The sequence below is a fragment of the Streptomyces sp. NPDC101118 genome (genome assembly GCF_044759445.1).
Lineage (GTDB): Bacteria > Actinomycetota > Actinomycetes > Streptomycetales > Streptomycetaceae > Streptomyces.
On record NZ_JBIVZG010000016.1, the window covers coordinates 162950 to 175184 of the forward strand.

General features: G+C 71.0%; 10 protein-coding genes. 9 read left to right on the forward strand and 1 reads right to left on the reverse strand.

Going from position 1 to position 12235, the window contains the following annotated elements:
• Nucleotides 1–4: 4 nt before the first annotated feature.
• The 9 genes from ACIQUQ_RS24695 to ACIQUQ_RS24735 all read left to right on the forward strand — a co-directional run bounded on the left by ACIQUQ_RS24695 (nt 5) and on the right by ACIQUQ_RS24735 (nt 10815).
• Nucleotides 5–1063: an ABC transporter ATP-binding protein gene (locus ACIQUQ_RS24695; protein ID WP_403979552.1), complete on the forward strand. Its 1059-nt coding sequence runs from the start codon at nt 5–7 to the stop codon at nt 1061–1063.
• On the forward strand, nt 1056–2162 hold the full coding sequence (locus ACIQUQ_RS24700) for an ABC transporter ATP-binding protein (RefSeq protein ID WP_403979554.1): 1107 nt from the start codon (nt 1056–1058) through the stop codon (nt 2160–2162). Before ACIQUQ_RS24695 ends, ACIQUQ_RS24700 begins: the two co-directional genes overlap by 8 nt.
• Before the next feature lie 163 nt (nt 2163–2325).
• Nucleotides 2326–3264, forward strand: a complete 939-nt coding sequence (locus tag ACIQUQ_RS24705; RefSeq protein WP_403979557.1) for a GNAT family N-acetyltransferase — start codon at nt 2326–2328, stop codon at nt 3262–3264.
• 120 nt (nt 3265–3384) lie between these two features.
• Complete coding sequence (locus ACIQUQ_RS24710; RefSeq protein ID WP_403979560.1) at nt 3385–5010, forward strand: ABC transporter substrate-binding protein; 1626 nt, start codon at nt 3385–3387, stop codon at nt 5008–5010.
• A gap of 77 nt (nt 5011–5087) precedes the next feature.
• Nucleotides 5088–6011 carry an ABC transporter permease gene (locus ACIQUQ_RS24715; RefSeq protein WP_403979562.1) on the forward strand — a complete coding sequence of 308 codons (924 nt, stop codon included), beginning with the start codon at nt 5088–5090 and terminating at the stop codon, nt 6009–6011.
• 130 nt (nt 6012–6141) lie between these two features.
• Nucleotides 6142–7059, forward strand: a complete 918-nt coding sequence (locus ACIQUQ_RS24720) for an ABC transporter permease (RefSeq protein ID WP_403979655.1) — start codon at nt 6142–6144, stop codon at nt 7057–7059.
• An 18-nt stretch (nt 7060–7077) separates the two neighbouring features.
• On the forward strand, nt 7078–8061 hold the full coding sequence (locus ACIQUQ_RS24725) for an ABC transporter ATP-binding protein (RefSeq protein WP_403979565.1): 984 nt from the start codon (nt 7078–7080) through the stop codon (nt 8059–8061).
• Nucleotides 8054–9133 (forward strand): ABC transporter ATP-binding protein, encoded by a 1080-nt coding sequence (locus ACIQUQ_RS24730; protein ID WP_403979568.1) that lies wholly within the window; start codon nt 8054–8056, stop codon nt 9131–9133. Before ACIQUQ_RS24725 ends, ACIQUQ_RS24730 begins: the two co-directional genes overlap by 8 nt.
• Nucleotides 9134–9411: 278 nt before the next feature.
• Complete coding sequence (locus ACIQUQ_RS24735; RefSeq protein ID WP_403979571.1) at nt 9412–10815, forward strand: FAD-binding oxidoreductase; 1404 nt, start codon at nt 9412–9414, stop codon at nt 10813–10815.
• 16 nt (nt 10816–10831) lie between these two features.
• On the opposite strand, the gene ACIQUQ_RS24740 is transcribed toward ACIQUQ_RS24735, so the two are convergent.
• The gene (locus ACIQUQ_RS24740) at nt 10832–12226 is read right to left on the reverse strand and encodes a hypothetical protein (RefSeq protein ID WP_403979574.1); all 1395 of its coding nucleotides are present in this window, start codon (nt 12224–12226) and stop codon (nt 10832–10834) included.
• Nucleotides 12227–12235: the final 9 nt, after the last annotated feature.

The window sequence follows — 12235 nt, forward strand, 5'->3', positions numbered from 1 at the left end:
GTACGTGACCACCATCGACAAGACCACGACGGTCCCGGCCCCCCGCGACGGGGAGGCCTTCGACGGCCCGCTGCTGGAAGTCCGCGACCTGCACGTGGAGTTCCACACCCGTGACGGTGTGGCCAAGGCCGTGAACGGCGTCAACTACAGCGTGAGCGCCGGCGAGACCCTCGCCGTGCTCGGCGAGTCCGGCTCCGGCAAGTCCGTGACCGCTCAGGCGATCATGGGCATCCTCGACATGCCCCCCGGCAAGATCCCGCAGGGCGAGATCCTGTTCCGCGGCCAGGACATGCTGAAGATGAGCAACGAGGAGCGGCGGCAGATCCGCGGCCGGAAGATCGCCATGATCTTCCAGGACGCGCTCTCCTCGCTGAACCCCGTGCTCTCCGTCGGTTACCAGCTCGGCGAGATGTTCCGGGTCCACCAGGGCCTGTCCAAGAAGGACGCCAAGCTCAAGGCCATCGAGCTGATGGACCGGGTGAAGATCCCCGCCGCCAAGGCCCGGGTCAACGACTACCCGCACCACTTCTCGGGCGGCATGCGCCAGCGCATCATGATCGCCATGGCGCTGGCCCTGGAGCCGGACCTGATCATCGCCGACGAGCCGACCACGGCCCTCGACGTGACGGTCCAGGCGCAGGTCATGGACCTGCTCGCGGAGCTCCAGCGCGAGATGAACATGGGCCTGATCCTGATCACCCACGACCTCGGCGTCGTCGCCGACGTCGCGGACAAGATCGCGGTCATGTACGCCGGCCGGATCGTCGAGACCGCTCCGGTCCACGAGATCTACAAGCGCCCGGCGCACCCGTACACCAAGGGTCTGCTGGAGTCGATCCCGCGCCTGGACCAGAAGGGCCAGGAGCTCTTCGCGATCAAGGGCCTCCCGCCCAACCTGCTGCGCCTGCCCACCGGCTGCTCCTTCAACCCGCGGTGCACCGCGGCCCAGGACGTCTGCCGTACGGACATCCCGGTGCTGCACCCGGTGACCGAGCAGGACGGCAGCGAGCTGCCGGGCCGCAAGAGCGCGTGCCACTTCTGGAAGGAGACGATCCATGGCTGAGCCGACCAAGAACGACGAGGCCGCCAAGGACGCCGTCGCCGAGGTGGAGGCCGCGATCGAGGCCCCGGTCGCCAAGGGCGAGCCGATCCTCCAGGTCCGCAACCTGGTCAAGCACTTCCCGCTGACCCAGGGCATCCTGTTCAAGAAGCAGGTCGGCGCCGTCAAGGCCGTCGACGGCGTCTCGTTCGACCTGTACCAGGGCGAGACCCTGGGCATCGTCGGCGAGTCCGGCTGTGGCAAGTCCACGGTCGCCAAGCTGCTGATGAGCCTGGAGCGGGCCACCGCGGGCGAGGTCTTCTACAAGGGCCAGGACATCACCAAGCTGTCCGGCCGTGCCCTGAAGGCCGTCCGCCGGAACATCCAGATGGTGTTCCAGGACCCGTACACCTCGCTCAACCCCCGTATGACGGTGGGCGACATCATCGGCGAGACCTTCGAGATTCACCCCGAGGTGGCCCCGAAGGGCGACCGGCGCCGCCGCGTGCAGGAGCTGCTCGACGTCGTCGGTCTGAACCCGGAGTACATCAACCGGTACCCGCACCAGTTCTCGGGCGGTCAGCGCCAGCGCATCGGCATCGCCCGCGGCCTCGCGCTCAACCCCGAGATCATCATCTGCGACGAGCCGGTCTCCGCCCTGGACGTCTCCGTCCAGGCGCAGGTCGTCAACCTGATGGAGAAGCTGCAGGACGAGTTCAACCTCTCCTACATCTTCATCGCGCACGACCTGTCGATCGTCCGGCACATCTCGGACCGCGTGGGCGTGATGTACCTCGGCAAGATGGCCGAGATCGGCACGGACGCGCAGATCTACGACCACCCGACGCACCCCTACACCCAGGCGCTGCTGTCGGCCGTCCCGGTCCCGGACCCGGAGGCCCGCGCGAACCGCGAGCGGATCATCCTCACCGGTGACGTCCCCTCGCCGGCCAACCCGCCGTCGGGCTGCCGCTTCCGCACCCGCTGCTGGAAGGCGCAGGACAAGTGCGCCGAGGAGATGCCGCTGCTGGCCATCCCCGAGCGCTTCAAGGGCTCGGACTCCCCGGCCGCGCACGAGTCGGCGTGCCACTTCGCGGAGGAGAAGGCCGTCCTGGCCGTCTGATCCGCACGCGCAGCACTCCGTAGTACCCGCAGTACCGCAGTACGAGCGCCAGGGCGCCCGGTCCGCACCGTCGGCCGGGCGCCCTGCGCCGTTCCCGGGGCCCGCCGGGCGCCGCGCGGAAATGGGTTTGCGGCCGCGGGGCGCCGGGCCCGACAGTGGGCCGATGCTGACCGTACGGCCCGCCGGGCCCAACGACGCGTCCGACATCTGCGCCCTGATGAACGCGGTGGACACCGCGGAGATCGGGCGGCCCGAGACCGACCTCTCCGACGTCGAGGCGGACCTGCTGCACCCCGAGGTGGACCTGGCCCGGGACTCCTGGCTGGCCGTCGAGGGCGGCCGGGTGGTCGCGTACGCCGTGGTCTGGTGCGACGGCGACCCCGCCAGGGTCGACGGCGACCACTACGTACTGCCCGGCCACGGTGCGGCGGGGGAGCGGCTCCTGGCCCTGATGGAGGCCCGGGCGCTGGAGCGGGCCCGCGAGGGCGGGTCGCCGGCCGCGGTGCTGCACCTCAGCCTGAACGTCCGGCCCACCCTGGACACCGCCGTGCTCACCGGCCGCGGCTGGGGGCGGGTGCGCCGCCACTACGTGATGGTCCGTGACCTCGCCGCCCGGGCGGACCTGCCGCCCGCGCCCCTCGACGGCCTGACCCTGCGCGCCTGCGAGACGGAGGCGGACCGGCGGACCGCCCACGCCCTGCTGATGGACAGCTTCTCGGCCCACTTCGACCACCAGCACCGCTCGTACGAGCAGTGGCTCGACGACCTCGGCGCCCCGCGCGGGGCGATGGACTGGTCCCTGGTCTGGATCGCGCAGCTCGCCGGGCACGGCGACGTGGCGGTGCTGCTGAGCAGGGACAACCGTGCCGCGATGGGCTGGGTGCGCAGTCTCGGCGTACGCGCGGACGTGCGCGGCCGCGGCATCGGCGGCCACCTGCTGCGGCACGCCTTCGCCGTGTACGCGGCCCGCGGCCGGGACACCATCGGGCTGGGCGTGGACACGCTGAACGCGACCGGTGCCCTCGCGCTCTACGAGGCGCAGGGGATGCGTCCGCACTACTCCGTGGACACCTGGGAGGTGACCCTGGGTGATCTTGGCTGACGCCGGGGTGACAGCCGGGTGACACCGGCTCGCGGACGGCCGCGCATAATGTGCGCTCCGACACTTTTTGGGGTGATATTGGCGCCTAAGTGAGTCTTGGGAGCCAAGAGGAGGCACTCCATGCGCGGAGCCACCCACGCCAAGTGGGCCGCATGCGCGGTCGCCGTCGCGCTGACGGCGACGGCCTGCGGCGGCGGGAGCGACAGCGGCGGAGGGGACGGAGCCGGCATCGTCAGCTCCTCGTGGGGTGACCCGCAGAACCCACTCGAACCGGCGAACACCAACGAGGTCCAGGGCGGCAAGGTCCTGGACATGCTCTTCCGGGGACTCAAGCGCTACGACCCGAAGACCGGCGAGGCCCTGGACATGGTCGCGCAGAGCATCGAGACCACGGACCAGCAGAACTTCACGGTGACCCTCAAGGACGGCTGGAAGTTCAGCAACGACGAACCGGTGACCGCGCAGTCGTTCGTCGACGCCTGGAACTACGCCGCGGACGTGCGCAACAAGCAGAACAACTCGCCCTTCTTCTCCGACATCGTCGGCTACGAGGACGTGCACCCCGAGTCCGGGGAGCCGAAGTCCAAGACCATGAAGGGCCTGGTGGTGAAGGACGACAAGACCTTCACCGTCGCCCTGAAGGAGAAGTTCTCCACCTGGCCGGACACCCTGGGCTACCAGGCGTTCTCCCCGCTGCCCAAGGCCTTCTTCACCGACCACGCAGGCTGGCTCAACAAGCCCATCGGCAACGGCCCGTACACGGTGGACTCGTACACCAAGGGCACCGGCATGAGCCTGCGCAAGTGGGACGGCTACACCGGCCCCGACAAGGCGCAGAACGGCGGCGTCGACCTCAAGGTCTACACGGACAACAACACCGCCTACACCGACCTGCTGGCCGGCAACCTGGACCTGGTCGACGACGTGCCGGCGCAGCAGCTCAAGAACGTCAAGAACGACCTCGGCGACCGGTACATCAACCAGCCGGCCCTCATCATCCAGACCCTCACCTTCCCGCTGTACGACCCCGCATGGGGCAAGGCCGGCATGGAGAAGGTCCGCCAGGGCATCTCCCGCGCCATCAACCGCCCGGAGATCACCAAGCAGATCTTCCAGGACACCCGCAGCCCCGCCAAGGACTGGACCTCCTCCGCCCTGGGTGAGAAGGGCGGCTACAAGGACATGTGCGGGGACCTCTGCACGTACGACCCCGCCGCGGCCAAGCAGCTCATCCAGGAGGGCGGCGGTCTGCCCGGCGGCAAGATGACCATCACCTCGAACGTGGACACCGGTTCGCACCGCGTGTGGATGGACGCCGTCTGCAACAGCATCAACAACGCGCTCGGCCAGGGCCCCGTCTGCACCGTCAACCCGGTCGGCACCTTCGCGGACTTCCGCAACCAGCAGAGCTCCTTCAAGCTCACCGGCCCCTTCCGGTCCGGCTGGCAGGGCGACTACCCGCTGATCCAGAACTTCCTGGAGCCGCTGTACTACACCGGCGCCTCCTCCAACTACGGGAAGTTCAGCAACGCGGACTTCGACAAGCTCGTCGACCAGGCCAACCAGGAGAGTGACACCGCCGCGGCGATCGCGAAGTTCCAGGACGCCGAGAAGATCCTGGCCCAGCAGATGCCGTCCATCCCGCTCTGGTACCAGAACGGCAGCGCCGGCTACTCCGAGCGGCTGAGCGACGTAGCCCTCAACCAGTTCAGCGTCCCGGTCTACGACCAGATCAAGGTCAGCTGACGCCACGCCACTAGGAGTGGGCCCCCCGGCGCGCGAGCCACGGCGCCGGGGCGGCCCCCGGAACCCCGGAGGCGTCTATGGGACGCTACGTCATCCGACGGCTGCTGCAGATGATCCCCGTCTTCATCGGCAGCACCTTCCTGATCTTCCTCATGGTGTACGCACTGGGCGACCCCGTCGCGGCACTCTTCGGCGACAAGGCCCCCGACCCCGCCACCGCCGCCCGGATCCGCAAGGACCTCTACCTCGACCAGCCCCTGTGGAAGCAGTACCTGCACTACATGGGCCAGATCTTCCAGGGCGACTTCGGCACCGCCTTCAACGGCCAGCCGGTCACCGAGCTGATGGCCTCGGCCTTCCCGGTCACCCTGCGCCTGACGCTCGTGGCGATCGTCATCGAGATCGTCGTCGGCATCACCTTCGGCGTCATCAGCGGCCTTCGGAAGGGCCGCACGATCGACACCTCGCTCCTGGTGCTCACCCTGATCGTCATCTCGGTCCCGACCTTCGTCACCGGCTACCTGCTGCAGTTCGTCTTCGGCGTCAAATGGGGCTGGGTGTCGCCCACCGTCTCCTCCGACGCCCCCCTCAACGAGCTGATCCTGCCCGGCATCGTGCTCGCCCTGGTCTCCCTCGCGTACGTCACCCGCCTCACCCGCACCTCCATCGCGGAGAACGTCAAGGCCGACTACGTGCGCACCGCCACCGCCAAGGGCCTCCCGCGCAGGCGGGTCATCACGCGCCACCTGCTGCGCAACTCCCTGATCCCCGTGGTCACCTTCATCGGCACCGACATCGGCGCCCTGATGGGCGGCGCCATCGTCACCGAGCGCATCTTCAACATCCACGGCGTCGGCTACCAGCTCTACCAGGGCATCCTGCGCAACAACGCCCCGACGGTCGTCGGCTTCGTGACCATCCTCGTGATCGTCTTCCTGCTGGCGAACCTGCTCGTCGACCTGCTCTACGCGGTCCTGGACCCGAGGATCCGGTATGCCTGAGCCCGACCCCGAGCGCCCCGTGACCCCGCCCGAGGTCCCGGAGGGCCCCCCGCCCCCCGGCTCCGGGCACTACGACCCGGTGGGGCCCGGCCGCCGCGAGGCGATCGCCCCCACAGGACAGGGCGGACCCATGGACCTCGCGCTCGAAGAGGCCGAAAGCCTGGAGAAGGACCTGGAGCCCAACGGCCCCGGGCCCAAGGAGAAGGCCCGCTCCCTGTGGTCGGACGCCTGGCACCAGCTGCGCCGCAACCCGGTCTTCATCATCTCCTCGCTGCTGATCCTCTTCCTGGTCGTCATCGCCATCTGGCCCCAGCTCATCGCCAGCGGCGACCCCCTGCAGTGCGACCTGTCCAAGTCGCAGGAGGGCTCCGCGCCGGGCCACCCCTTCGGCTACGACACCCAGGGCTGCGACGTGTACACGCGCACCGTCTACGGCGCCCGCGCCTCCATCACCGTCGGCATCTGCGCCACCGTCGGAGCCGCCCTCCTCGGCTCCCTCCTCGGCGGGCTGGCCGGCTTCTTCGGCGGCTGGTGGGACGCGCTGCTCTCGCGGGTGGCCGACATCTTCTTCGGCATCCCCGTGGTCCTCGGCGGCCTGGTCTTCCTGTCCGTGGTCACCAGCACCACCGTCTGGCCGGTGGTCGGCTTCATCGTGCTGCTGGGCTGGCCGCAGATCGCCCGCATCGGCCGCGGTTCGGTGATCACCGCCAAACAGCACGACTACGTCCAGGCCGCCCGCGCCCTCGGCGCCGGCAACGGCCGGATGCTGATGCGGCACGTGGCACCCAACGCCGTCGCGCCGGTCATCGTCGTCGCGACCATCGCGCTCGGCACGTACATCGCGCTGGAGGCCACCCTCTCCTTCCTCGGCGTCGGGCTGCGGCCGCCCACGGTCTCCTGGGGCATCGACATCTCCAACGCCGCGCCGCAGATCCGCAACGCCCCGCACATGCTGCTCTGGCCGGCCGGGGCGCTGAGCATCACCGTGCTGGCGTTCATCATGCTCGGCGACGCGGTGCGCGACGCCCTCGACCCCAAGCTGCGCTGAGCGCCAAGGAGACGGGACATGCTGCTCGAAGTCCGCGATCTGCACGTGGAATTCAAGACGAGGGACGGGGTCGCGAGGGCCGTCAACGGCGTCAACTACTCCGTGGACGAGGGCGAGACCCTCGCCGTGCTCGGCGAGTCCGGCTCGGGCAAGTCCGTCACCGCCCAGGCCGTGATGGGCATCCTCGACATGCCGCCGGGGCGGATCCCGTCCGGCGAGATCCTCTTCAGGGGCAAGGACCTGCTGAAGATGAAGGAGGACGAACGCCGCAAGGTCAGGGGCGCCGAGATGGCGATGATCTTCCAGGACGCCCTGTCCTCGCTGAACCCGGTGCTCACCGTCGGCGCGCAGCTCGGCGAGATGTTCGAGGTGCACCGGGGCCTGTCCCGCAAGGACGCCAAGGCCCGGGCCGTCGAGCTGATGGACCGGGTGAAGATCCCGGCGGCCAAGCAGCGGGTGACGGACTACCCGCACCAGTTCTCCGGCGGCATGCGCCAGCGCATCATGATCGCGATGGCGCTGGCACTGGAGCCCTCGCTGATCATCGCGGACGAGCCCACCACCGCCCTGGACGTCACCGTGCAGGCCCAGGTGATGGACCTGCTCGCGGAGCTCCAGCGGGAGCTGAACATGGGCCTGATCCTGATCACCCACGACCTCGGGGTCGTCGCCGACGTGGCCGACAAGATCGCGGTCATGTACGCGGGCCGGATCGTCGAGGCGGCCCCGGTCCACGACATCTACCGGGCGCCGGCCCACCCGTACACCCGGGGCCTGCTCGACTCGATCCCGCGGCTGGACCAGAAGGGCCAGGAGCTGTACGCCATCAAGGGCCTGCCGCCCAACCTCCTGAACATCCCGCCCGGCTGCGCCTTCAACCCGCGCTGTCCGATGGCCCAGGCCGTGTGCCGCGCCGACGTGCCGCCGCTGTACGAGGTCACCGAATCGCCCGTACCGCGCGCCAGCGCCTGCCACTTCTGGAAGGAGTGCCTCCATGCCTGAGGCGATCCTCGAGGTACGCGACCTGGTCAAGCACTACCCGCTGACCCAGGGGATCCTCTTCAAGAAGCAGATCGGCGCGGTCAAGGCCGTCGACGGGGTCTCCTTCGCGCTCGGCGAGGGCGAGACGCTGGGCATCGTCGGCGAGTCCGGCTGCGGCAAGTCCACCGTCGCCAAGATGCTCGTCAACCTCGAACGCCCCACCTCCGGCTCGATCTTCTACAAGGGCGAGGACATCACGCAGCTGTCCGGCCGCGCCCTGAAGGCCGTCCGCCGCAACATCCAGATGGTGTTCCAGGACCCGTACACCTCGCTCAACCCCCGCATGACGGTGGGCGACATCATCGGCGAGCCGTACGAGATCCACCCCGAGGTCGCACCCAAGGGCGACCGGCGCCGCAAGGTGCAGGACCTGCTCGACGTCGTCGGCCTCAACCCGGAGTACATCAACCGGTACCCCCACCAGTTCTCCGGCGGCCAGCGCCAGCGCATCGGCATCGCCCGCGGCCTCGCCCTCCGGCCCGAGGTCATCGTGGCCGACGAGCCGGTCTCCGCGCTCGACGTGTCCGTCCAGGCCCAGGTGGTCAACCTGCTGGAGCGGCTCCAGTCCGAGTTCCGGCTGTCGTACGTCTTCATCGCGCACGACCTCTCGATCGTCCGGCACATCTCGGACCGGGTGGGCGTGATGTACCTCGGCCGGGTCGTCGAGATCGGCACCGACTCCCAGATCTACGACCACCCCACCCATCCGTACACCCAGGCCCTGCTGTCCGCCGTCCCGGTGCCCGACCCGGGCGCCCGCGAGCACCGCGAGCGGATCATCCTCACCGGCGACGTCCCCTCGCCCGCCAACCCGCCCTCGGGCTGCCGCTTCCGCACCCGCTGCTGGAAGGCGCAGGAGAAGTGCGCGCTGGAGGTGCCGCTGCTGGCGGTGCCGGAGTGGTTCCGGTCCGCCGGCGGACCGGCCGCGCACCCGTCGGCCTGCCACTTCGCCGCCGAGAAGCGGGTGGTCCCGCAGGAGGGCGAGCTGCCCCCGCCGCCCTCCCCGCCCCCGCCGCTGTCGAAGGAGCCGTAGGGGTGCCTCCCGGATCGGGCCGGGCGCTTTCGGGCGGCATATTCACCCGAAGCGATCAGCGGCAAACGATCACACGCACGAGGGATCCGCGAGGCCCCCGGTGGACGCCACCGGGGGCCTCGGCCCATGCCCGGACCGGGTGGGCGGCAGCCCCGTAGCAGGCCCGGGGCTGCCGCGCGGGGACTTTGCCAAGATCCACGGAGCGTGCTGCATTGATCACGACCGTGCAGAACGTCCCGTAACGCCCGGAACTCCGCACCCACACGGAAGGCCCCGGCATGTCCCACCTCCCGCACGCCGCCCTGTTCGAAGCGCTGCTGCCCCACCTCCCCGGCGACGCGCTCGTCACCGACCCGGTCCAGCTCGCGGCCCATTCCCACGACGCGGCCCCCTTCTCCGACCGGGGTTCACCCGCCCTCCTCGCCCTGCCCACCACCCCCGAGCAGGTCTCCCACATCCTGCGCGCCTGCTACGAACTCGGCGTCCCCGTCGTGCCGCAGGGTGCCCGCACCGGGCTGGCCGGCGCCGCCAACGCCGTCGACGGCTGCGTCCTGCTCTCCACCACGCGGATGGACCGCATCCTCGCCATCGACCCGGCCAACCGGCTGGTGCGCTGCGAACCCGGCGTCGTCACCAAGCACCTCAACGAGGCCGTCGCCCCCCACGGCCTGAGCTACCCGCCCGACCCGGCCTCCTGGGACCGCTGCACCATCGGCGGCAACATCGCGACCGACGCGGGCGGGGTCTGCTGCGTGAAGTACGGGGTCACCGCCGACTACGTGCTCGGCCTGGACCTCGTACTGCCCGACGGCCGCCGCACGCGCACCGGCCGCGAGACCGCCAAGGGCGTCGCCGGCTACGACCTGACCCGGTTGATCGTCGGCTCCGAGGGCACCCTCGCCGTGGTCGTCGGGGCGACGCTCGCCCTGCGCCCGCTGCGGCCCCCGGCCCACGCGCTCCTCGCCCGCTTCCCGGGCCTCACCGACGCCGGCGACGCGGTCGCAGCGATCACCGCACACGGGCACACGCCCTCCGCGCTCGAACTCCTCGACCGGGCCACCTCCCAGGCCGTGGCCGAACTGGGCCACCCCCTCATGGGCCCCGGCGGCCCCACCCTGATCGTCGAGAGCGAGGGCCCGGACCCGGCCGCCGAACTCGCCGCCATGGCCGGGCTGTGCCGCAGGACCGGCGCCGTCGAGGTCGTCGTGGCGGCCGACGGGGCCGAGTCGGCACGGATCGCCGAGGTCCGCCGGATGGTCGCCCCGGCGCTCCAGGCCCAGGCCGCCCGGCTCCCGGGGCAGGCCACCCTGTTCATGGAGGACGTGGCCGTGCCGCGCTCCGAACTCCCCAAGTTCGTCGCCACCGTCGAGGACATCGCGGCCCGCCAGCGGCTGCGCGTCTACACCGTCGGCCACGCCGGGGACGGCACCCTGCACCCCACGGTCGTCTTCGACGGCGCCGACCCGGCCCAGACCCGCCGCGCCAGAGCCGCCTACGACGACATCATGGCCGCCGGCCTCGCCCTCGGGGGCACGACGACGGCGGAGCACGGCATCGGCACGCTCAAGCGGGACTGGCTCACCAGGGAACTCGACCCCACCGCCCTGGAGCTGCAGCGCGGCCTCAAGCGCCTCTTCGACCCGAGGAACCTCCTGAACCCGGGCAAGGTCGTCCACGCCTGACCCCCTCCGGGGAAGGTCAGTTCCAGCGGACGACGCGGTAGGCGGCCCTGCCCTCCATGCCGCCGCCCCGGCCCAGCGCCCAGGCGAGGTACGGGCCTGCGGCGAAGACGGCGGGGTAGCGGTCGGTGGCCGGGGTCGCGTCCCGGGTGTTCAGCTTCCACAGACTGCCGCCGCCGAACTCGTACACGTACGCGGCCGGGGTGGACCCGGAGTCGCGGTGGCCCCACACGAGGCGGTCCTCGGTGAGGCGGAGGTCGATGGGGCGGTTGTTCGCGTGGTCGGCAGGCAGCGCGACGGTCACCGCCTCGTCGGTCCGGGTGTCCAGCACGTACACCGCGGCCGGCTGAGCGCCGAACCGGGTGGAGGGGCCGGTGACCAGCCAGGCGACGCGCGGGCCGGACACGGACAGGGAGTGGAATCCCTGGCCCACTGCGAGGCCGCCCGACACCACGAGCCGGACCTGCCCGTCGGTGCCGCGCTCGTGGATCTCGTACCGGTTCTCGGGCACCGAGGGGTCGTAATGGCTCGTGCGCACGAAGAAGAGCCGGCCGTCGTCCGTCGCCTCCGGCATCCCGGCCCGCTCGGCGACGGTCTCGTTCTCCCCGCTGCCGTCCAGCGGCCGCGCCATGATCCTCAGGGGGCCGGTTTCCGGCCCGCCGTCGGGCGAGACGGTCCGGGGCGTGGTCCAGTACGCCCGTCCGCCGCCGAGCGTGACCCTGAGACCCCGGTCCTGGTGCGAACCGACCCGGTCCCCGGAGTCGTCCAGCAGGCGCACCGCCCCGGCGGGGTCGCGGAGGAAGACGCACCAGTCCACCGGGCCACCTTCCTTCCAGGACGGCCGTGCCGTCTCCACCCACACCATGCTGCCCTCGTGCTCCCGGGCGGAGACCGGCGCCCGGTGCGGGGTGCGGCAGGCGGAGTCCTCGGTGGTCGGCAGGAGGCGGTGGCCGTCGGCGTCCTCCAGGCCGACGCGGCCCTGCCCGACCTGGACCGGGGTCTCGGGATCGCCCCCGGGCGTCGGGTTGGCCGTCACGACCAGCCGGCCGTCCCCGGTCAGTGCCAGTCCGCTGACGTCGGTGCCGTCCGCCGCCTTGTCCCGCGAGGTGTACGCCACCGTGTACTCGCGCCCCTCGACGGCCTCGCGGGCCTTCCCCGCGTCCAGCCGCACCGTCGTCTTGAACGAGTCGGGCGCCGGCGGCGGCCCCGTGGGCGCGGGGTGGTCGGGCGTGGGGAACGTAGGCCGGACGCTCGGCGTGTCGGCATGCGGACTCGGCACGACGATGGGCTTCCGGGGGCCCGAGGGGCCCGTCGCCCCCGCCCGGGCACCGGTCCCGGAGGCGGTCGGCCCCGCGCAGGCGGTGAGCCCGACGAGCAGCAGCAGGGCGGCGGTCACCGCCGGATTGGCGCGCATCGGGCCACC

Excerpts from the sequence above, each read along its gene's own strand:
- ACIQUQ_RS24715 (WP_403979562.1), top strand. The coding sequence starts at position 5,088 with ATGGGACGCTACGTCATCCGACGGCTGCTGCAGATGATCCCCGTCTTC.
- ACIQUQ_RS24720 (WP_403979655.1), top strand. The coding sequence starts at position 6,142 with ATGGACCTCGCGCTCGAAGAGGCCGAAAGCCTGGAGAAGGACCTGGAG.
- ACIQUQ_RS24725 (WP_403979565.1), top strand. The coding sequence starts at position 7,078 with ATGCTGCTCGAAGTCCGCGATCTGCACGTGGAATTCAAGACGAGGGAC.
- ACIQUQ_RS24710 (WP_403979560.1), top strand. The coding sequence starts at position 3,385 with ATGCGCGGAGCCACCCACGCCAAGTGGGCCGCATGCGCGGTCGCCGTC.
- ACIQUQ_RS24705 (WP_403979557.1), top strand. The coding sequence starts at position 2,326 with ATGCTGACCGTACGGCCCGCCGGGCCCAACGACGCGTCCGACATCTGC.
- ACIQUQ_RS24700 (WP_403979554.1), top strand. The coding sequence starts at position 1,056 with ATGGCTGAGCCGACCAAGAACGACGAGGCCGCCAAGGACGCCGTCGCC.
- ACIQUQ_RS24730 (WP_403979568.1), top strand. The coding sequence starts at position 8,054 with ATGCCTGAGGCGATCCTCGAGGTACGCGACCTGGTCAAGCACTACCCG.
- ACIQUQ_RS24735 (WP_403979571.1), top strand. The coding sequence starts at position 9,412 with ATGTCCCACCTCCCGCACGCCGCCCTGTTCGAAGCGCTGCTGCCCCAC.
- ACIQUQ_RS24740 (WP_403979574.1), bottom strand. The coding sequence starts at position 12,226 with ATGCGCGCCAATCCGGCGGTGACCGCCGCCCTGCTGCTGCTCGTCGGG.